At 41.5% G+C, this 20,988-nt stretch carries 19 protein-coding genes and 1 other RNA gene; 10 read left to right on the plus strand and 10 right to left on the minus strand.

Features of this window, described 5'->3' with window-relative positions:
- Positions 1 to 19 precede the first annotated feature (19 nt).
- Together IGI73_RS11225 and IGI73_RS11230 are read left to right on the plus strand one after the other, a co-directional pair.
- Positions 20 to 619: a TVP38/TMEM64 family protein gene (locus tag IGI73_RS11225; protein WP_005229140.1), complete on the plus strand. Its 600-nt coding sequence runs from the start codon at positions 20 to 22 to the stop codon at positions 617 to 619.
- Positions 620 to 791: 172 nt separating this feature from the next.
- Complete coding sequence (locus tag IGI73_RS11230; protein WP_438759222.1) at positions 792 to 2,594, plus strand: glycerophosphoryl diester phosphodiesterase membrane domain-containing protein; 1,803 nt, start codon at positions 792 to 794, stop codon at positions 2,592 to 2,594.
- Between the two features lie 61 nt (positions 2,595 to 2,655).
- On the opposite strand, the gene IGI73_RS11235 is transcribed toward IGI73_RS11230, so the two are convergent.
- From IGI73_RS11235 to gdhA, 3 genes are all read right to left on the minus strand, one after another.
- Positions 2,656 to 2,865, minus strand: a complete 210-nt coding sequence (locus IGI73_RS11235; protein ID WP_005229136.1) for a hypothetical protein — start codon at positions 2,863 to 2,865, stop codon at positions 2,656 to 2,658.
- A 361-nt stretch (positions 2,866 to 3,226) separates the two neighbouring features.
- Positions 3,227 to 4,573, minus strand: a complete 1,347-nt coding sequence (locus tag IGI73_RS11240) for a glucose-6-phosphate isomerase (RefSeq protein ID WP_005229134.1) — start codon at positions 4,571 to 4,573, stop codon at positions 3,227 to 3,229.
- Between the two features lie 102 nt (positions 4,574 to 4,675).
- A complete protein-coding gene (gene gdhA / locus IGI73_RS11245) occupies positions 4,676 to 6,025 on the minus strand; it encodes an NADP-specific glutamate dehydrogenase (protein WP_010749697.1) in 1,350 nt (449 codons plus the stop codon).
- 160 nt (positions 6,026 to 6,185) lie between these two features.
- Between gdhA and IGI73_RS11250 the strand changes: the two genes are divergently transcribed.
- Positions 6,186 to 7,448 (plus strand): NAD(P)/FAD-dependent oxidoreductase, encoded by a 1,263-nt coding sequence (locus IGI73_RS11250; protein WP_438759223.1) that lies wholly within the window; start codon positions 6,186 to 6,188, stop codon positions 7,446 to 7,448.
- Positions 7,449 to 7,585: 137 nt separating this feature from the next.
- Positions 7,586 to 8,623 (plus strand): tagatose 1,6-diphosphate aldolase, encoded by a 1,038-nt coding sequence (locus tag IGI73_RS11255; RefSeq protein ID WP_413153739.1) that lies wholly within the window; start codon positions 7,586 to 7,588, stop codon positions 8,621 to 8,623.
- Between the two features lie 55 nt (positions 8,624 to 8,678).
- Here the strand turns inward: IGI73_RS11255 and ybaK are convergent, their stop codons facing one another.
- Genes ybaK through IGI73_RS11270 form a run of 3 tightly spaced genes read right to left on the minus strand, consistent with a single transcriptional unit; the run spans position 8,679 to position 11,148 of the window.
- The gene (gene ybaK / locus IGI73_RS11260) at positions 8,679 to 9,170 is read right to left on the minus strand and encodes a Cys-tRNA(Pro) deacylase (RefSeq protein ID WP_081116481.1); all 492 of its coding nucleotides are present in this window, start codon (positions 9,168 to 9,170) and stop codon (positions 8,679 to 8,681) included.
- Between the two features lie 50 nt (positions 9,171 to 9,220).
- On the minus strand, positions 9,221 to 9,973 hold the full coding sequence (gene aroD / locus IGI73_RS11265) for a type I 3-dehydroquinate dehydratase (RefSeq protein WP_005229128.1): 753 nt from the start codon (positions 9,971 to 9,973) through the stop codon (positions 9,221 to 9,223).
- 5 nt (positions 9,974 to 9,978) lie between these two features.
- Positions 9,979 to 11,148, minus strand: a complete 1,170-nt coding sequence (locus IGI73_RS11270; protein ID WP_428206550.1) for a class I SAM-dependent rRNA methyltransferase — start codon at positions 11,146 to 11,148, stop codon at positions 9,979 to 9,981.
- A gap of 237 nt (positions 11,149 to 11,385) precedes the next feature.
- Here IGI73_RS11270 and IGI73_RS11275 point away from each other — a divergent pair, with 237 nt between their 5' ends.
- The 3 genes from IGI73_RS11275 to IGI73_RS11285 all read left to right on the plus strand — a co-directional run bounded on the left by IGI73_RS11275 (position 11,386) and on the right by IGI73_RS11285 (position 14,841).
- The gene (locus IGI73_RS11275) at positions 11,386 to 13,470 is read left to right on the plus strand and encodes an LTA synthase family protein (RefSeq protein WP_086338711.1); all 2,085 of its coding nucleotides are present in this window, start codon (positions 11,386 to 11,388) and stop codon (positions 13,468 to 13,470) included.
- A gap of 181 nt (positions 13,471 to 13,651) precedes the next feature.
- A complete protein-coding gene (locus IGI73_RS11280) occupies positions 13,652 to 14,389 on the plus strand; it encodes a hypothetical protein (protein ID WP_005229124.1) in 738 nt (245 codons plus the stop codon).
- Positions 14,368 to 14,841: a hypothetical protein gene (locus IGI73_RS11285; RefSeq protein WP_428206551.1), complete on the plus strand. Its 474-nt coding sequence runs from the start codon at positions 14,368 to 14,370 to the stop codon at positions 14,839 to 14,841. Before IGI73_RS11280 ends, IGI73_RS11285 begins: the two co-directional genes overlap by 22 nt.
- A gap of 117 nt (positions 14,842 to 14,958) precedes the next feature.
- On the opposite strand, the gene IGI73_RS11290 is transcribed toward IGI73_RS11285, so the two are convergent.
- The 3 genes from IGI73_RS11290 to IGI73_RS11300 are packed head-to-tail and all read right to left on the minus strand — an operon-like array spanning position 14,959 to position 17,463.
- Positions 14,959 to 16,419 (minus strand): sensor histidine kinase, encoded by a 1,461-nt coding sequence (locus tag IGI73_RS11290; RefSeq protein ID WP_005229120.1) that lies wholly within the window; start codon positions 16,417 to 16,419, stop codon positions 14,959 to 14,961.
- Positions 16,419 to 17,132 carry a response regulator transcription factor gene (locus IGI73_RS11295; RefSeq protein ID WP_010749704.1) on the minus strand — a complete coding sequence of 238 codons (714 nt, stop codon included), beginning with the start codon at positions 17,130 to 17,132 and terminating at the stop codon, positions 16,419 to 16,421. Before IGI73_RS11295 ends, IGI73_RS11290 begins: the two co-directional genes overlap by 1 nt.
- Positions 17,113 to 17,463, minus strand: coding sequence for an SdpI family protein (locus IGI73_RS11300; RefSeq protein ID WP_010749705.1), 351 nt, complete (start codon positions 17,461 to 17,463; stop codon positions 17,113 to 17,115). Before IGI73_RS11300 ends, IGI73_RS11295 begins: the two co-directional genes overlap by 20 nt.
- 145 nt (positions 17,464 to 17,608) lie before the next feature.
- On the opposite strand from IGI73_RS11300, the gene IGI73_RS11305 reads away from it, so the two are divergent.
- Together IGI73_RS11305 and ssrA are read left to right on the plus strand one after the other, a co-directional pair.
- On the plus strand, positions 17,609 to 18,379 hold the full coding sequence (locus IGI73_RS11305) for a Cof-type HAD-IIB family hydrolase (RefSeq protein ID WP_428206552.1): 771 nt from the start codon (positions 17,609 to 17,611) through the stop codon (positions 18,377 to 18,379).
- A gap of 62 nt (positions 18,380 to 18,441) precedes the next feature.
- Positions 18,442 to 18,805: a transfer-messenger RNA gene (gene ssrA / locus IGI73_RS11310) on the plus strand.
- A gap of 586 nt (positions 18,806 to 19,391) precedes the next feature.
- On the opposite strand, the gene IGI73_RS11315 is transcribed toward ssrA, so the two are convergent.
- Positions 19,392 to 19,637 (minus strand): nitrogenase subunit molybdenum-iron protein alpha, encoded by a 246-nt coding sequence (locus IGI73_RS11315; RefSeq protein WP_428206553.1) that lies wholly within the window; start codon positions 19,635 to 19,637, stop codon positions 19,392 to 19,394.
- A 491-nt stretch (positions 19,638 to 20,128) separates the two neighbouring features.
- Between IGI73_RS11315 and IGI73_RS11320 the strand changes: the two genes are divergently transcribed.
- Positions 20,129 to 20,497 (plus strand): ACT domain-containing protein, encoded by a 369-nt coding sequence (locus IGI73_RS11320; protein WP_010749708.1) that lies wholly within the window; start codon positions 20,129 to 20,131, stop codon positions 20,495 to 20,497.
- Positions 20,498 to 20,988 lie beyond the last annotated feature (491 nt).

The following is a 20,988-nucleotide window of genomic DNA, read 5'->3' on the forward strand; positions in this document are numbered from 1 at the left end:
ATAAAGGAGATGAAGTCCTGTGAGCATAGCAACTTCTCGTCGTATCATTAATACGATTTCTATTATTGGCTTAGGTTTATCTATCGCATTAACGATCTATTTTATCAATCTAGGTGTTTTCAAAGACATTAATGCACTGCGAGGTCTAGTTGGAAATTCCGTTATCTTAGGACCAATCGTCTTTATCCTTTTGCAGATCTTGCAAGTAGTGATCCCGATCATTCCCGGTGGTGTCTCCAGCGCTGCAGGTGTCTTGATTTTCGGTCCTTATCTAGGATTCGTTTATAACTATGTAGGAATCAGTATTGGTTCTGTCATTATTTTCCTGCTAGGCCGACGATACGGTAAACCATTCATTTTAAGTATGATCAGTGACAAAACTTACGATAAATATATTGGCTGGTTAGATAACCAAAGCCGATTTGAAAAACTTTTCGCCCTTGCAATCTTTCTACCAGTCGCCCCAGATGATGCCCTTTGTCTAATGGCTGGCTTGACCAACATGACAGTGAAGAAATTTACGTTGATTATTTTGTTGGCAAAACCTGCTTCAATTTTCTTGTACAGCATGGCTTTGATTTATGGTGGAACATTCTTAACTGGTTTGTTAGGCGGATAAGAAAAATAGGTAAGAAAAACGATCAATTCATTGAGCCGAACATGAAGGAGCTGCTTTTCATACAGGGATCTATACCTGTGGCGAATGTGCTTCTGAAACTGTTCGACTCTTTTTTTCCGCCTTTTTAGAATAAATAGGAACCAAAATACTTACTTTTGTTAGGATGACGACCATGAATTATTTAAAAAACAGCTTAGTCAACACTTGGGATTTTTTGAAAGACAGCAATGCCTACTTCCGTGATGTGTTACTGATGCACGGTGCTTTGTTGTTCTTAGTGATCCCAATCTTATCGGCTTCCACCAAGTTCGTCTTAAAACGTGGGGGCTTGCCTTACCTTTCTTTTGATAATATTGGCAGTATCTTTACCGACCACCCAGTCGTGCTGCTCTCATTAACACTGATTTTACTTTTGATTTTATTAGCCGTCTTTTTTGAGTTTACTTTTTTGCTGCTAAGTGTCTATTTTATTAAAAAGAAACAGCCGATCAGCTTGCGGCAATTGTTACGGATGACTGTTTTGCAGTTGCGTAAACTACGGCCGATGACTTTTTTATTTTTCCTGTTTTACTTCTTACTGATTTTACCAATCGGTGGGTTGAGTTTTAATTCTGATTTACTCGCAAAAATCAAAATTCCCGCATTTATCATGGATTTCATTTTTGCCAACCGTGTCTTGATCATCGGGGCAGTGCTGTTGGTTTATGTTTTGTTGATTTACTTGGGGATTCGCGTGATCTTTGCCTTGCCAGAAATGATATTACGTGATCTGCCCTTTCGAAAAGCGATCAAAGAAAGCCTCCAAGTAACAAAACGCCGTTTTTTTGCCATCGTTGGACAATTTGTCTTTATCGGTGGCAGCATCTTGTTGATTTCGACACTGGGCTTCACTTTGCTGATTACCATTCAGGCGGTGATTGAAGTTGTTACACCGGACTATGCGTTGTATAGTGCTGTTTTTATTATGACTTTCTTGCAGTTTATCTTGTTACTGAATGTCATTTTATCGACGGTAGCCATTTTTTACATCATCGTTGATTTCATGGATGATGAAGGCTTTTTACCAGAGATTCCTTCATGGTTCCACCAAGAGCCATTGAACCAGCGTCATTTCTTAGGTCTAAAAAGTTCGTTGTTTACCTTGGTAACGGTGCTTTTCGGTGTCGGTGTTAGTCTATATAATATGAACTATCTGACTTCAGCTGCTTCGATCCATCCGGTAACGATCTCCCATCGAGGGGTCAGCGACGGACAAGGGGTCCAAAATTCTCTTGAAGCACTACGCTTTACTAGCGAGAAGTACCACCCAGATTATGTTGAAATGGACGTCCAGCAAACCAGTGATGGTCATTTTATTGTCTATCATGATTTTTCTTACCGTCCGTTGACAGGTGGTCATGGCAAACCAGAGCAATTGCCTTTGAGTTACGCCGAATCACTGACAGTTTCGGAAAACAACCAGACAGCACGTATTCCAACCTTTGATGAATACTTGGCACTTGCCAACCAATTGGACCAAAAACTGCTGGTGGAGATCAAAACGCAGCGAAAAGATACCACGGAACTTGTAAATGCCTTTTTAGCAAGATATCAAGAGGACCTCCTTGCAAATGGTCATATTATGCAAAGTCTCTCCTATACAGTTGTTGAGGAGTTAAAGGCGCAGGCGCCTCAATTGATTTCAGGATACATCATGCCCTTCAATGTCGTGGGGCCACCACTGACCAGTGCTGATTTTCTGACAATGGAATACAGTACGATCAACCGCAACTTCATCGCTTCTGCCCGAACCGATGGCAAGGAAGTGTTCGTTTGGACCCCCAATGATGCGGATACTATCAGCCGGATGCGTTTTTACGGGGTGGACGGGATCATTACTGACCAGATGGGGATCTTAAATGAAGAGTTGAGTGTGACGGAAGAAGATATGACTTATTCAGACAAACTATTGAATTTTGTGATCGGCGTTGGCTGATCTCACACGAAGAAAAATGCTGCTCACGGTGTTCCGTTGAGCAGCATTTTTTGCTAGTTGGTTAGGCAACGTTCGTTTGCGTACAAATTTTATTGAAACTGACGATCATCCGACGATTACAAGCTTCTACTTGTGCTTGATCTTCTTCTTCATAACTTGAAACGACGATCAACGCCGTATTTACGTATAGTTTTTCCACCACACCAATCACAGGCTTGCTCGCCCCGACAGGTTGGCAGACATATTTTTCACCGATCGTAATATTCTCCATATCCTCACCTCAACCGTTTTCTTTCTTAAAGATATAATAACAAAAAAGCATCAAATTGAAAACGTTTTATTTCAATTTATCACGCATTTGTCACCAAGAAATGACAGTTTCGTTCGTTGAAACGCACTGGTTTGTTCGTGCCACTTCTTAAAAAGCATTTTATACTAAAGGAAATCAAAAGGAGATGAGCCAAATGCCAATTATTCAAACCTGTATCTTTGGACTATTGTCTGCTGCGTTGCTTTGGGGATTAAAAGAAGACCGCTGATTTATTGGCCCAACGATCTAGTAGCACAACAAATACGAAAATAAAACAACGCCTTGAGCCAATCAGACTGGCTCAAGGCGTTTCTTTATCAAATTATAGACGTTCGTTCAATTCTTTTGCAAGATCTTCAAAACCTGGTTTGCCAAGCAATGCGAACATGTTTTTCTTGTACGCTTCAACCCCTGGTTGGTCAAATGGGTTCACGCCATTTAAGTAGCCAGAGATACCCACAGCGATCTCAAAGAAGTACATGGTGTAACCTAACGTGTACGCATCCATTGTAGGGATTTTTACTAACAGATTTGGGACATCCCCATCTGTATGTGCAAGTAATGTTCCTTCAAAGGCTTTCGTATTAACAAAATCAACTTCCTTTCCTTCTAAGTAGCCAAGACCATCAAGATCTGCTTCTTGTGTAGGGATCGCAATTGATTTGCGTGGTTTTTCAACTTTAACAACTGTTTCAAAGATATTGCGACGGCCTTCTTGGATGTATTGCCCAAGAGAATGCAAATCTGTTGAGAAGTTTGCACTTGAAGGATAGATCCCTTTTTGGTCTTTTCCTTCAGACTCGCCGAATAATTGTTTCCACCATTCTGAGAAGTATTGCATGCCTGGTTCGTAGTTGATCAGCAATTCGGTTACTTTGCCTTTGCGATAAAGGATGTTACGCATTGCTGCATATTGATACGCTTCATTTTTTTCAAGGTCGTCACTTGCGTAAGCATCGCTAGCATCTGCTGCCCCTTGCATCAAGGCATCGATATCCGCTCCGCTGGCAGCGATTGGTAATAAACCAACAGCAGTCAATACAGAGAAACGGCCGCCGACGTCATCTGGAATCACAAAGGTTTCCCAGTTTTCAGCATCTGCTTCAACTTTTACTGCACCTTTCGCTTTATCCGTTGTTGCGTAGATCCGTTTGTTGGCTTCTTCTTTGCCGTATTTTTCAATCAAACGTTCTTTGAAAACACGAAAAGCGATCGCTGGCTCAGTAGTTGTTCCTGATTTTGAGATCACATTCACAGAGAAGTCACGGTCACCGATGATTTCGATCAAATCTGCTAAGTATGTTGAAGAAATCGAATTACCTGCAAAAAAGATTTGTGGTGCTTTGCGTTCTTCATTTGGTAGCAAGTTAAAGAAAGAATGATTTAAGAAATCAATCGCTGCTTTCGCTCCTAAATAAGATCCGCCGATCCCGATCACGACTAATACTTCAGAATCAGATTGAATTTTTTCAGCCGCTTTTTTGATACGCGCAAATTCATCTTTGTCATAGTTTTTAGGAAGGTCGATCCAACCTAAAAAGTCGCTACCAGCACCTGTTCCTTCGCGTAATTGTTTGTCTGCTGCTGTAACTTGACTTTGCATGTAGCTCAATTCGTATTCGTTCACGAATGGTGCTACTTTCGAATAGTCAAACTTGATGTGTGACATGATTTGTCCTCCTTGAAAAAATAGTTTTTCATACACTACCTACTTTACGTTTTTTTTCAACTTTTTTCAAGTAATTCCTGATAGGTAGCCTGTTGGGTGATTTTAGACAAGTCCTTGAGCAAACATTGCTTTAGCAACTTTTTCAAAGCCTGCGACGTTCGCACCTAACATAAAATTATTTTTTTGATCGAAGGTTTCAGCAGTATCGCGGCATGCTTCATAGATCGACTTCATGATATCGTCCAATTTGGCATCGACTTCAGCTTTTTCCCATTGCAGTCGTTGGGAGTTTTGACTCATTTCTAACGCAGAAACGGCTACGCCGCCAGCATTGGCTGCTTTTCCTGGGCAGTAGAAAATTCCTTCTTCAATAAAATATTCTGCTGCTTCTAATGAGCTAGGCATATTCGCGCCTTCAGAAACGACCCGGACACCATTGGCTTTTGCACGTTTGGCTTGTGAGAGATCAATCTCGTTTTGGGTCGCGCAAGGAAAGGCTAATTCCGCTGGTGTATCAAAATCCCAGACAGATGCCCCTTCATGATATTCGGCTGATGGACGTTCCTTGGCGTAAGCCGTCAACCGTTCACGCTTCACTTCTTTGATCTCTTTTAACAAGGCCAGATCAATGCCGTCTTTGTCATAGATAAAACCAGAGGAATCAGAACACGTGACAGGGATCGCACCTAATTCTTGCAATTTCTCAATTGCATAGATCGCAACATTGCCGCTTCCAGAAACGATCGCTTTTTTGCCTGCAAAGGTTTCACCTAGGTCTGTCAATAAATGCTTAACGAAATACACGGCGCCATAACCCGTTGCTTCTGTGCGGTTTTTACTGCCCCAGAAGTCTAATGGCTTACCAGTTAAAATACCAGCATCGTATTGTTTCAATCGTTTGTAGGCACCAAACAAATAGCCGATTTCTCGGCCTCCGACACCAATGTCGCCAGCAGGAACATCTAAGTCAGGTCCGATATGTTTTGACAGCTCCGTCATAAAGCTTTGGCAAAAACGCATCACTTCGGCATCGGATTTGCCTTTTGGATCAAAATCACTTCCGCCTTTGCCGCCGCCGATCGGCAGACCTGTCAAGCTGTTTTTGAAGATTTGCTCAAACGCCAAAAACTTCAAGATACTCAAGTTTACACTTGGGTGAAAACGCAAGCCGCCTTTGTAAGGCCCCATTGCCGAGTTGAATTGAATCCGATAGCCACGGTTTACTTGCCAGTTGCCTTGATCATCTTGCCACGGGACTCTGAATTGGATAAAACGTTCTGGTTCAGTTAAGAGTGCAAGGATATTTGATTCAATATATTCTGGATGCTCCTCTAAAAAGGGAACGATCGTAGGCAAAAATTCATCAATTGCTTGAAGAAATTCCGGTTGGTGTTGGTCTTTCTCATGAATCTTCGCTTGAATTTCTTTCACGTAAGCTGAAGCTTTGGTCATAGTGCATTACCTCCTTTAAGATATTTTCTATTTTAAAGAAATTTTCTGAAATTGCACGCTTTTTTTTAGAATTGTCAGAATTTTTTATTATTCGAAAAAAATCGACCAATCCTTTCAGCACTCATAGCCGATGTGTTACAATCCCAAAGAGGTGAAAAGAATGGAAAAAACCTATGATGTCATTGTTGTTGGTGCAGGTACGAGCGGCATGATGGCTGCGATCACTGCTGCCAAACAAGGTGCGCGGGTGTTATTAATCGAAAAAAACAAAAAAATCGGCAAGAAATTATTGATGACTGGCGGCGGACGCTGCAATGTAACCAATAATCGGCCGGTAGATGATTTAGTTGCTCATATTCCAGGAAACGGCAAGTTTTTGTATAGCACGTTTTCTCAATTCAATAATTATGATGTAATGGCGTTTTTCGCAGACTTAGGTGTCGTCTTAAAAGAAGAAGACCACGGACGGATGTTCCCTGTGACGAACAAATCAAAAACCATCGTCGAAGCGTTGCTTCAAGCAATCAACGATCATCACGTCACCCTATTGACGAACACAGTCGTCACAAAGCTGATCCATGACGGCAGTCTAATTCGCGGTGTGCGAACCGAAACCGATGAGTTCTCTGCCCCTAGTGTGATTTTGACGACAGGTGGCCGCACCTATCCTTCCACGGGCGCAACGGGGGACGGCTATAAGATGGCAAAAAAAGTCGGCCATACCATTACGCCACTTTATCCAACCGAATCGCCGCTTGTTTCAGAAGACTCCTTTATTCAAGAGCGGACGTTGCAAGGCATTTCCTTGCAAGACATCACGTTGAGTGTCTTGGATCAAAAAGGAAAGCCCATCGTCGCCCATACCATGGATCTTTTGTTTACCCACTTTGGGTTATCTGGTCCAGCTGCTTTACGCTGTTCCTCTTTTGTGAACCAAGAATTGAAAAAGCAACAACCCGTGACGGTTGTTCTGGATTGTCTGCCAGCAAAATCCCATGAAGCCTTGACCCAGGAATTGATTCAGTCTGCGGCTTCGAAGAAACAATTGCCGAATGCTTTAGCTGGCTTTTTGCCTGAGCGCTTGATGACCTTCTTTTTGCAGCAGCTAGACCTGCATGAGCTGGTTGCTGAAAAAGCCTCACCAGAACAGTTGGCTGCGCTCGCTTCCTTGATCAAAGGCTTTTCAGTCACTATCGTTCGCACGTTCCCGTTAGAAAAGTCTTTTGTGACTGGTGGCGGGGTCCATCTGAAAGAAATCAATCCAAAAACCATGGAGAGCAAGAAAATCAACGGCTTGTATTTTGCTGGTGAATTATTAGATATCAATGGGTATACAGGTGGTTTCAACATTACAGCAGCGTTTTGTACTGGACATGTTTCAGGGAAAAACGCAGCAGAAACAGCTAGTTATTTCAGTTATTGATCGATGACCCAGGTGTTGGCAGCAATATCCTTGCCGTTGCTACCAACACCTGGGTCTCCTCTCTTTTTGCTTATTAGTTGGGTTTTTCTCAAAGTAGGCGTAGACTAAAGATAGCAAGATCGAGGGAGGTTTTTTTAATGAAACGAATTTCAAGAGGTAAATTTGAACGAATGCAAAAACTTTCAAATGAGGATGGTGTGATTGCCGCACTAGCGATCGACCAACGTGGTTCCATGAAAAAAATGATGAAGGCGGCAACTGGACCGGATGACTTTACGATGGAACACATTTATGAATTCAAGCAGTTGGTTTCCCAAGAATTGACCAAATATGTCAGCAGTATTTTGTTAGACGAGGAATATGGCTTCTTAGGGATCGAAGCAAAGAATCCCAATGCTGGCTTGATCCTTTCCTATGAAAAAACAGGGTATGATGTCAATACGCCGGGTCGTTTGCCAGAAATTCTACCCAATGAATCGCTGCAGCGCTTAGTGAAAAAGGGGGCAGATGCTGCGAAAGTCTTGGTTTATTATAATCCAGATGAACCGCAAGAGATTTTAGATACCAAACATGCGTTTTTAGAACGTTTAGGTACGGAGGCACAAGCGGCCGATATTCCGTTATTTGTAGAGCCAATCGTTTACGACGATGAGATCACAGATGACAAATCACCTGCTTTTGCCAAGATCAAACCGAACAAGGTCATCCGAACCATTCAGGAATTGACGAAAGATCACTACCATATCGATATTTTGAAAGTCGAAGTACCGGTTCAGTTCGATTTAGTTGAAGGTTTCCAAAAAGAAGGCTTAGAGGCCGTCTATACGCAAGAAGAAGCCGCCAATTACTTCAAAGAAGCTAGTGACGCTGCGACGCGACCATTTATCTATTTGAGTGCGGGTGTCCCAGCGAATGTCTTTCGCGATGAATTGACCTTTGCTGGTCAACACGGTGCTAAATTCTCAGGGATCTTAGGTGGACGAGCAACTTGGCGCGATAGTGTGGAAATCTATGGGAAGCAAGGCGCCAAATCATTACTGGAATGGCTGGACACCCAAGGGAAAGAAAATGTTGAAGAATTAAACGCCATTCTAAAACAATATGCCACTCCATGGTTTGACTTTTATGGTGGTTTAGAAAATATTGAGGTTTTCGATATTGAAGTAATGGAATAAAATAGTACAATATAATCCCCGTGAACGGCATTTCAAGATGGTTCACGGGGATTTTTTATTCGTGTTCAGGTGCCAACAAATCGGCAAAGATCGCCCTAGTCAATTGTTGCAACGCTTGTGGGGCAAGCCCCATCTGCAACCCGCGCTTTCCTGCAGAAACCACGATTTCTTCCAGTGTCTCTGCCTTATGATCAATATAAGTAGGAAAGAGCTTTTTCATCCCGATCGGCGAACAGCCGCCGCGAATATAGCCAGTCGTTTCTTCTAAATCTCTCAGATGCAGCATCTCTACTTTTTTGTTTCCACTGACTTTGGCTAACTTTTTCAGATCCACTTCTCTGTTTCCAGGAATCACAGCCACCAGCGGACCTGTTTTGTTGCCCACTGCCACCAGCGTTTTGTAGATGGCTTGCGGGCGTGCTAGTTGCACAGCGACGGATTGCGCATCGAGATGGTCTTCCGACCACTCATAGGTGTATTCGTTATAAGCGATTTTCTGTTGTTCTACTTGACGGATCGCATTGGTTTTTTGTTTCTTCTTCGCCATTTTATCCCTCTTTTGTTTTGGTTTCTTTTAAGAGAAGGCCTTGGCTGGTCTTACTCATTGAGTGAAAATTCTTGTAAGTAGTTGGTCATTCGTTCGATCGGTATTTGTCCAGGTGCTGAAGCACCTTGCAACGAAGCAAAAGTAAAGACCGAACCAGTCAATGCCCCACTAACCCGGCTGATTTTCCCCAGCTCCCCCATCGACATGATCGCCAACGGCAGTTGGTTGAAGCCACGCGCTTTAGTAATGATCCCCATCAAACGTAAAACATCTTGGACTTGCTTGGGCATCATCGCTAACTTGCCAACATCGGCACCAAATTGATTCATTACGCCGATCTTTAAAATCAACACAGCATCTTCTGGCGTTTTCTCAAAATCATGATTGCTCAATATCAGCTTTACCTGTGCCTTTTTGATTTCTTGAATAAAGGCTCGACCTAAAAATTCAGCTTTCTCTAATTCGACATCGATCCAATCGATCAAGCCTGAATCAGCAGCAGCTAAACACAATTCTTTGTACTGGGTCAATGTGAACGCTCGCTCGCCCCCTTCTTCCAAGGTTCGAAAAGTGAAGAGCAGCTCTTTGTGCTTTAATGTCGTGCGAATATGTGATAACGCATCTAAGACCGCTTGCTGGTCTTCGACATGTTTGTAATGATCAACACGCCATTCGACGATCTGTGCCTCTGATTCCTCAGCAGCAATGGCTTGTTTCAAGATCTCTTCATTGGTTTTCCCAATCAATGGCACACAAATCAACGGTGTTTTCCCGTCTAACGTTACTGGTTTTGATCGGCTCATCTACTTCACTCCTTTTTCATTTGATAAAAGAATACTTTCAGATAGTTCCCTTCTGAAAAATGCTTATCTACCGCAAAATCAGCTGGTAGACGATAACTTTGAATACATTCATAAGCAACGTGTGCTTTCTCTAAGGATGCTTCGATCATTTCTTGAAACTTCCTCGGAGAAAGATTGGCCGCATTCGTTGAGGCGATCAATAAGCCATCCGGCGCTAAAATCGCCAAACTATCAGTGACTAAGTCGCCATAATTTTTCGCAACCGAGAAGACCTTTTTCTTGTTGCGGGCAAAACTCGGCGGATCTAAAACGATCACATCAAAGCGCAAGTCTTTTTTGCTGGCATAATTGAAGTAATTGAAAACATCCATGACATGGATACGCTGGGAATCTGGATCAATGCCGTTGACTGCAAATTGCTCGCGGGTCTTTTCTAGACTGCGTTTTGCCAAATCGACGCTCGTTGTTTGAGCAGCGCCACCGACAGCAGCAGCGACAGAAAACGCCCCCGTATAACTGAACATATTTAAAACCGTCTTGCCAGCTGCCAAGCCATCAACAAGTTGCCCACGAACTTCTTTTTGATCCAAAAAGATGCCCGTCATTAGTCCTTCGTTCAAATACGTCGCATACGTGACGCCATTTTCCTTCACCAGCAAGGGTTCAGGTGCCGTTTTTCCATAGACCCATGCTGATTCAGGCAGTTCAGACGTAAAGCGGATTTTTTCATATGCCCCTTTGATCTCGGGAAAGATTTGACGAAAAGCCGCCACGATCGCTTTTTTATGTTGATAAAGGGTGGCATTGTACCATGAAAAAACGACATACTCGCCATACAAATCTACGGTAAGTCCCCCCAATTGATCCCCCTCGCCATTAAACAGACGAAAGGCATCTGTCAGGTCATCTTGATAGTAAGCAATGCGTTTGCCTTTTGCTTTCGCAAAGCGTTGCGCAAAGAATGCTTGGTCGATCACTGTTTCTTCAAAGGATACGACCCATCCGATCCCTTTATTTTGTTCCCCAAGATAGCCGACACCTAAGAAATGGTTGGCCTGATCAATAAAGGTGACCCACTCCTTCGTCTCGATTGCTTGTTGAAGATCTTCTCGTTGGATCAACGGATTCTTTTTGCGAAGCTTCGCTGATCCTTGCTTCGTTAATTTTATTTTCATGTTCATCTGCTCCATTCATTCTCCTTTTTAGTATAGCAAAAAGCGACTGTATTGTCTGTATCCTTGAAAGTAAAGAAATACTTAATTCCGCGTCATGACAAGGAATTCATTTGACACGTCTTTCACAGCCTAGTAAAATGTACTGTGATGTAAAATCGTAATTTACCGGTTATACTGGAAAAAGAGAGGACGATTCCTTTGAAAAAAAATAAAGTATCCACCTTTGTGAATACAAGAATGGGCTTTTTTTTCCTATTAGCCCTATTATTTTGGCTAAAAAATATCTTTGCCTATATGGTGGACTTCCACCTAGGTATTGAAAGCAGCATTCAGTACTTCATCTTATTCATCAATCCGATCGCAACGACTTTGTTGCTGCTGTCGATCGCATTGTACGTAAGAAGAACCAAAGCAGCTTATATCACGATGCTTGTGATTTATTTCTTGATGACTCTGCTGTTGTTCTCCAATGTTTCGTACTATCGAGAATTCACTGACTTTATCACCATCAACACGATGCTTGGTGTAGGAAAAGTGGCAAGTGGTCTAGGAGAAAGCGCAATTCGCTTGTTCCGTCCCTACGATGTGTTGTATTTCATTGACTTTATCGTGCTGATTGCAGCCTTTTCAATGAAAAAAATCAAAATGGACACTCGTCCTGTGCGGGCACGGATGGCTTTTGCGATCTCAACCTTAGCTGTCATGGTCTTTTCTGCCAATCTTTTCTTAGCAGAAGCGGATCGTCCTGAACTGCTTACTCGAACGTTTTCTCGTGACTATTTAGTGAAATACCTTGGGATCAACGCCTTTACGGTTTATGATGGCGTGCAAACCTATCAAGCTTCGCAAGTACGTGCCGAAGCAAGTCCCAACGACATGAACGAAGTAGAAAGCTATGTCAGAGAACATTACGCGGAACCGAATGACGATCTGTTCGGTATCGCAAAAGGCAAGAACGTCATTTATATTCACTTAGAAAGTGTTCAGCAATTCTTGATCGATTATAAATTAAAAGATGAAGATGGTGTTGAACATGAAGTTATGCCATTTATCAATAGTTTGTATCATAGCGATAGCACCTTTAGTTTCGATAACTTCTTCCATCAAGTAAAAGCTGGGAAGACCAGTGATGCGGAAACGTTATTCGAAAATTCCTTGTTCGGATTGAATCAGGGGGCATTATTCACTCAACTGGGTGGGAAAAATACCTTTGAGGCAGCGCCAGATATTTTAGGTCAAACCCAAGGCTATACCAGTGCGGTTTTCCACGGAAATACGGGTACCTTCTGGAACCGAAATGAAACCTACAAACGGTTTGGCTATGATTATTTCTTCGACGCATCCTATTATGATGTCAATGATGAAAATTCATTCCAATACGGTCTACATGACAAACCGTTCTTTGAACAATCGGTACAATACTTAGAACGTCTGCAACAACCGTTCTATTCAAAATTCATTGCAGTTTCTAACCACTACCCATATTCTGAATTTACCAATGAAGAAGGCGGCTTCCCGCTAGCGAACACTTCGGATCAAACGATCAATGGGTATTTCGCAACCGCGAATTATTTAGATAAAGCCGTAGAAGAGTTCTTTAATTACTTGAAAGAAAGCGGCTTGTACGAAAACTCAGTCATCGTTTTATATGGTGACCATTACGGAATTTCCAATTCTCGGAACCGCAACTTAGCAGAATTGCTTGGAAAAACAAGTTCGACTTGGACAAACTTTGACAATGCTTCATTGCAACGTGTCCCTTATATGATCCATATTCCAGGACAATCAAACGGCGGCATCAATCATACGTATGGTGGCCAAGTTGATGCATTGCCAACCCTCTTGCACTTACTCGGTGTAGATACATCGAACTATATTCAATTGGGACAAGATTTATTCTCTGATCAAAATGAACAACTGGTTGCCTTCCGCGATGGCGACTTTGTGACACCAGACTACACTTACTATAGCAGTACATTGTATGACAATCGTACCGGCATGCCGATCAACGATCCATCCGATGAACTGCAAGCGAAAGTCGATGAGTGGAAAGCCAAAGTTGACAAACAGCTGTCGGTTTCTGATCAGATCAACAATGGTGATCTCTTACGTTTCTATGCGAAGAGCGGTTTAGAAGAAGTCGATCCTTCGACCTATAATTACAAAGACGCCCTTCAGCAAATGATGGCTATCGAAAAGAATCTAGGCAGTGATTCAACCAGCGCCTTTTCTCAAAACGGCAATCAATCGACCGTCGATCTGTACCAAACAAAAACCTTCCAAGAATACCAGCAGATGACGGAACAAGATAGCGGAGAATAACCTATAAGTACTACAAGATCGATCCAGCAAGGCGGATGCTTTGCTGGATTTTTTTCGGCTGTTTTGTTCGTAAAAACCCGATTTTTTCTATTGCTTTTTTAGCTTCGATATTTTACTACAAGAACTTCATACTTTATTCAAACTCCCCTTTTATACTATGAAATAGGATGAGGTGAACTAGATGAAAACTATACATTTTGCGATTGCCAGCATATTTTATCATAAAAAAGCCATGGTGCTTTATACGCTTGTATCCTTCTTTGCCGTGATTGGCTTGATCGTGACCTTCGCCTTGATCTACTCAATGGATCAAGTGATCGCTCAAACCAGAGATCTCTTAACAACAGAAGATTTGCAAACGAAAGTAGCAGAAGAGATCCAACCAGTCACGACGATCTATCATCAACTGTTCTATTTGATTTTTAGTGCCTTTACACTGGTCTTTATCGGCTTTCAAGTTTATTACCAATTATCGAAACGCTCAGAGTACACTGCCTGGTTAGCAAGCGGTGCCACCACCAGACAATGGGTGGCGATGCAGTTGCTTGAAATGCTCTTGCCGCTTTTAGCAGCTGCCGTGATCGCCTTTGTGTTGTTGCTGCTCTTCCAGCCTTATTTCCAGCGAGAATTGCTTAGCGGGCATATCATCGCTCTTGATCGTGAGCGTGCTTCGGATCACTTTTGGGAGGCTGTTCAAAGTCTTCCTGGTCAAGAATTCGCCATTACGATCCCGCAAAACAGTCAAATTCTTGTCCAAAATGTTGACTTGAACAGCACCACTTGGCTGGCTATTTTATTTGAGAGTACGCGCCACACACTTATCGTATTGCTTGCTGCTGTTACCAGCTTTACTGGTCTGATTGCTAGCGGACATAGTCTGTATTGGAGGAAAAAACAATGGAAAAACCAACTCAGCTAACGAAATCAATTGGTTTCTTTTATGTTGCGAAAGACAATGAAACAAAAACATCTGAATTAAGCTTGCTGCTTTCACAAAAAAAAGCAATCTTGATTCGCCCACAGTGGCCCTCCGTCCCCTTTTTATCGGTCATGGACAATGTATCTCTTGCAAATAAAAAAGGGGGCGATTTAGAGGAAGTGCTGCCTTATGTACAGCTTCCCTTATCGGCTTTGAAAAAAGATCGAACAGAGTTAACACCCTTTGAGGAGCTCAAAATTCAACTGCTCTTAGCTTTACTTTCAGAAAGAGAAACCCTTTTAATCGAAAATGTCTTGAGCACATTAACAACGAAAGAGGTTCAAACCCTGCTGCCCTTGTGTCAAGAAATCGCCGAACAATTTGCTGTTGCCATCTATTTGATTCATGAAGACGAATGCTTTGCCCATACCCCTTATACTACTTATCTATAGTTTACATAGCCCCCAAACAAGAAGGCTTGCTTGCAAAAGCAGGTCTTTTTGTTTGGGCTGCTGCCACTGAACCGCAAAAAAAATCGACCGGCTAAGCGAATTGCTGCCGGTCGATTGCTATTCTTCATTTAAGTCGATATCAGGAAAAGAAATTTTAAAGGTCGTGCCTTTGCCAAGTTCACTTTCTACACTGATTTTTCCTTTGTGTAGGCGTACGAGCTGTTCAACGATCGATAGACCCAAACCTGATTCACCAAATTGACGGTTTTTACGGGAAGGATCGACTTTGTAATAACGATCCCAAATATTCTTGACTTGTTCTTCAGACATGCCGATTCCCGTATCACTGATTTCGATGATCGTTTCCAAGTAGCCTTTTTCGATTCGAACCCGAATTTCTCCATCTTCCGTAAACTGGATCGCATTTTGTAAAATATTGACCATGATTTGGACGAAACGATCGTAGTCGGCATAGACGTCAATTGGCTCTGTTGTTTCTAAAATCAACACATCTTTGGCGATTTCTGCCTTGCTCTCAAGTTGCGTCAGCAGATTTTTAATGGTTTGCGTTGCATCGAATTTTTTGATGACCATCGAGATTTGATTGGTTCGGATTTTTTCGTAGTCAAGGTTTTCGTTGACTAATCGAATCAAGCGATTGGTTTCATTTTTCATCAAACGGATCGCATTGTCCTTTTGATTTTCAGGAATCGCGTTGTACTCTAGCCCTTCCAATAAGCCATTGATGGTCGTCAAAGGCGTACGCATCTCATGCGAAGCGTCTGCCATAAATTGTCGACGACGTTCTTCTTGTCGTTCAATTTCCTCTTGCGACTCTTTTAAGGATTTCGTCATTAAATTAAAATCTTCGGCTAACTCATCAAATTCATCCCGATTATGCACTGGCAAGAAGATATCAAAATTGCCATTGGTGATCTCCTTGGTTGCTCGTTTCATGCGATTGATCCGCCTTACTTGGAACGTAGCAAATAGGTAACTGATCAATAAGGAAACGACGATCGAGATCAAACATACTTTAAACAAGTTTTGGTTAAAAGCACTGACAAGATTCAAGATGCTGCTTGCCGATTGCGAAACCACCATCACCCCGTAAAAATCCGTTCGGTTGACAGAAAAAGGAATCAAAACATAGGAAGTCAGTTCTTTTTCCCCATATAGATTCGTGGGTGATGTCAGTTGCAGACGCGCCCCGTTTTCTAAGGATTGCCAGTCTTTTTCAGAAATTGGAAAATCCACCGCACGAGTCGTATCTAATGGATAAATGATGTCATCGGGGCTTTTAAAGAAAGCAAAAGAAATGTCTTGGTTGCTCAAAATATTTTCAGCCAAATGCAGAGAATATTGCAGATAGCCATCTCGCGTCATATTTTGCTGCAAATATTCTGAATCGCTGATTTGCGAAATCGTCGCGACCGACGAAGCATACCCCATTAACTGCTCATAATTTCGTTCTTGTAACGTTTGGCGCGTCATTTGTGTAAACGCAATACCAATCGTCATCAAAATCACGAAAATCACGACAAAAAACGCAATCAGCTGTTGATACAAGTAGCGCATTAAGCAGCACCTGCATCGTCAAATTTATACCCCACACCCCAGACGGTTTGAATGATCTGAGGTCCCACTTTTTCTATTTTTTGTCTTAGTTTTTTGATGTGCGCATCAACCGTCCGTTCATCACCAAAATATTGGTAATCCCAAACTAGTTCTAACAATTGCTCTCGTGAAAAGACTTGCCGCGGTTTTTTCGCTAACGTATAAAGCAAATCAAATTCCTTCGGCGTCAACCCATCGATGGGTTTGCCATTTAAATAGGCTTCCCGTGTTTTTGTGTTCATTTTGAAATGATCGGTCACAACATCAAAAGTTGCATCGGAAGCTTCAGGCGTTGTTTTTTCAACCAATTCACTGCGGCGGTGTAAGGCTTTGATCCGCGCGATCAAGGTCAGTGGACTAAATGGTTTCGTCACATAGTCATCTGCCCCCATCTCCAACCCGATGACTTGATCGCTTTCTGAATCACGGGCCGTCAACATAATAATAGGTACTGTACTGGAGATTTTGCGAATTTCTCGCGCCACCATCATGCCATCCATGGAAGGAAGGTTCAAGTCAAGGGTGATCATGTCCCATTTGTCTGGTTCAGCAGCAAAGGCTTCCAGTCCTTCTTTGCCGTCGTACTTAAAAGCCGCTTCCCATCCTTCATTCAAGAAAAACATTTGCATCATTTCAGAAACAGATTCGTTGTCTTCAATCATTAATATATTCATTTTCTTCACCTCTATGTTCTTTATCAAATCGTTGCAGATTCTCTTCGATCAGGCCAAAGATCGGCACGATGAACCAAGGGATCGCGATCATTTCAACTAGGAAAAAATTGGTCCATTCTTGCCATTTCAAGACAAACCCAATGAGCGCCATGATTCCGCCAAAAAGCAGAAAATAACGGGCGCATAGTTTCTGAGCATGCCGCCAGTTGCGTTCATTTTGTTTTGCTAAATAGGAACGGTAGCCATAAATAAGGTTCATTTTTTTTGATGGAAAAAGAAAAAAAGTGAGACCAATCAAGAAAAAAATGATACCAATTACTAAAAAAATCATCGTTTCACTCCATTCTTCCTATAGTATACTCGAATTTCTTTCTTCTACCAACAACTTCACCGATTATTCATAAAGGTTTGCCTTTTTTTCAATCTTTGATAAGATTGTGAGTGGACTATGACTATAAACCTTAGGAGTAAGATACATGACCTATAAAGCATTAACTTTTTTTGATCTTGACGGTACGCTTTTAGATGAACACTCGCAAATCACATCCGAAATCGCTGAAGCGATGGCGATGTTGCGAAAAAACCAAGTACTGCCGATCATTGCAACAGGAAGAACCGAACCTGAAGTTACCGCCATTCGTGAAGCAGCTGGGATCACCTCGAACATCGTCATGAACGGCGCCTTTATCCGTATTGACGGCAAAGAAGTTTTTTCCGATACCCTTGAACCTGAACTTTGCGCACGGATGTTCCAAGCAGTCAAAGACAATGGCGATGAACTGTGCTATTACAATGAGAAAGGCTATTGGGCGACTGGACATACCGAGGAAATGATTGGTGCGTACAACTATGTCCGCAGCCCTTTACCAGAAATCGATCCTCTGCATTATGAAACAGATCGGACCAATATGTTGTTGGTTTTAGGTGTCGGCAACGATGCTTATTATCATGAGCGTTTTCCAGAATTAACTTTTTATCGTAATACCCCCTTTTCCATCGATGTCGTAAAATCTGGCACCTCTAAAGGGACGGGCGTAAAAACCTTGGTAGAAATGTTGGGTCTAGAAGATGTACCTACCTTCGGCTTTGGTGACGGCAGCAACGACTTCGCTCTTTTAGAAGCCTGCGACCACAAAATTGCAATGGGAAATGGAATTCAAGAGTTGAAAGAGTTGGCAGACTTCGTGACCCTGAAAAATACCGAAGGCGGGATCGTGCACGCCCTGAAACACTTTGACTTAATCTGATTCTTTGCATACAGGCAAAACTATGGTATACTAATGAATGGTAGCGATACCCCTTTTATCAAGGGGATGTTACGGATTCGACAGGCATAGTTGAGCCTGAATTGCGCTTCGTAGGTTACGTCTACGTTAAAACGTTACAGTTAAATATAACTGCTAAAAACGAAAACTCTTACGCTTTAGCTGCCTAAAAACAGTTAGCGTAGATCCTCTCGGCATCGCCCATGTGCTCGAGTAAGGGTCCTATTCTAAGTGGGATACGTTTTATCTTTCCGTCTGTAAGATAAAAAAGAGAGCATCAGACTAGCGATACAGACTGCCTGTCACTCGGCAAGCTGTAAAGCGAACCTTCAAATGAGTTGACTATGAGCGTAGATTTTTAGGTAGCAATATGTTTGGACGCGGGTTCGACTCCCGCCATCTCCATAAAGAAAAATCGATTAGATTTTCGTAGTTTTTCCTAAGTGTTCAAAACCTTGATTTAAAGAGGTTTTGAGCGCTTTTTTTGTATTTTTAGTTCCCCAATGTTTTTCGTAGTTTTTCTTGTTTGGTAGTCAAATGGTGGTTAATTATCAGCTTTAAACCGATGTGCTATTCCTCGCTTTTCTTAGATTGTATTTCTTATACCGATTGAACCTACATTAATTGTTCAAGTGAAGTCAGATGCTTTTTTTAAGCAATCAATGCTCTTCAATGGCGTACCTCTTCACCAAATTGTATACGAATCTCTTTTTTGCGAGTTTTTCTTGGACTGATTTTTTTACTCTATTTTTGATTTAAGGCTTTTTACTCCTTAGTATCTTTAGATACACTTTTTTCACTCCTGTTTTGCGTTCTCAACGGCTTTCTTTGCTTCTACAATAGTTATTTTCCCTGCCTCATCGCATGAAATTTTTTGAAGATGTTTCTTATCATCAAAGCTTGATGTAAGTTTCATAATCTGCTTGATCATCAACAATCTATGATAGTTCGTTGCTGGCTTGATCTGACTCTGCCTCAGCAAAAAAAGTGCTAATTAAAGTGTTTTCGATTTCTCTACAATTTCCTTTACTCGTTCACAAAAACTATCTGGATTCATTCCAGGTTCCATTTTCTCAGCCTCATCAGAAAGTAAATCATTCAGGTACAATGTAGCTTCTTTGTTTTCGGTATACATTTCCTCGTAGTGATCGACTAAATAATGTTCCAAATCTATGGAAAACATAAAAAAATTAATTTCTTCGGAAAGTCCTTTTTCAATAAAGTTGAAAAATTTATCCATTTATCACACCTCCTTGACTAAAGTTTATCAAAATATTACAGAGCGTTCTTTACCTTCTCCTTGAATCTTGTAAGGTCTTCGTAAAATTTAGCATGTTCCTTCTTCTCTTTATGATCCTCAGTATCAATTTTTCTTCCAATCAAACAATTAGTGATTTATATTCCATTCCTCTGTCCACCATAATTTTATGTACAATAATAGTACTCAACCATTGATTTATGATTGAGTGCTATTTATCTTCTATTAACTCGATTGATTTCAAATCTGATTCAGCATAGATTGCGGATCCAATTGATATTTCTTCTTCTCCAGAAACAGAGGTATACCCATCAGTTTTAACCGCTTATTTTCTTCTGTATAGAATCTACCCGTCTGTTACGTCTCGCAGAAACGACACAACGCTTAGAATCATACGTGATCAAATGATAATCGCCTTCCCTTCTTTCTTATCCTTTGATATGATGATTGCATCAAACGAAGGACGTGATTAAATGAAACTGACCTTATTGGCACCCTCTTTTTCTGTCATCCAAGTAGAGCGTATTGATCCTTCGATACTGAAGATCGTTCCTCTATTTTTTGCCCATACGTCAGAAGAACTTTCTTTGGTGTTACCAACGGCAAAGGTTCCAGCTGAAACACTAAACAGAGAAGATGGATGGAAAGCGATGAAAATAATTGGTGTGCTGGATTTTAGCTTAATTGGCATTATTGCAAAAATCTCTTCCCTTCTAGCCGAGGAGTCAATCAGTATTTTTGCTGTTTCTACCTTCAATACTGATTATATTTTAATCAAGGAACATCAGGTAGAACAAGCTCGTACTGTTTTAACCGCCAATGATTATTCCTTTGTCAATTGAGAAAAACTTGTTCTTCCTTACGATAAGTTACTCTCGCTCGCTTTATGAAATACAAAAGAACGACTGAACCAAAGAAGTTCAGTCGTTCTTTTGTATTTCACTTGTCGTTTAACAAAGATAAGAGTACTGGGTATCCCAAATAAAAGACTTCCCCAAGCTTTCATTTGCCCCAGTACTCTTCATTGCTCGTTGTTAAGATAATCATAATACAAAAATGATTTTTATTCAATAACTATGCTTTAAAAATAAACAAAATGCTATTTTGTGACAATTTATAGGGGTTTCACTTCATTTCTAGCTAATATTCCCTATATCTGTTTATATTCTAAATGGTTCCATGAAGCATCAGTTGATGAGATGCGATCCCTTCGATAACGATCCTCCTTCTTTTAAAGTTTTGAATTTGAGGAAATTCAGCCTTGTCAATCTCGCCTTCCCATGCTACCATGGTTATGCAAACGTTAACATTAAAATGCACACGTGAACATTAA

The organism is Enterococcus sp. DIV0755f (genome assembly GCF_051713725.1).
GTDB lineage: Bacteria > Bacillota > Bacilli > Lactobacillales > Enterococcaceae > Enterococcus_D > Enterococcus_D casseliflavus.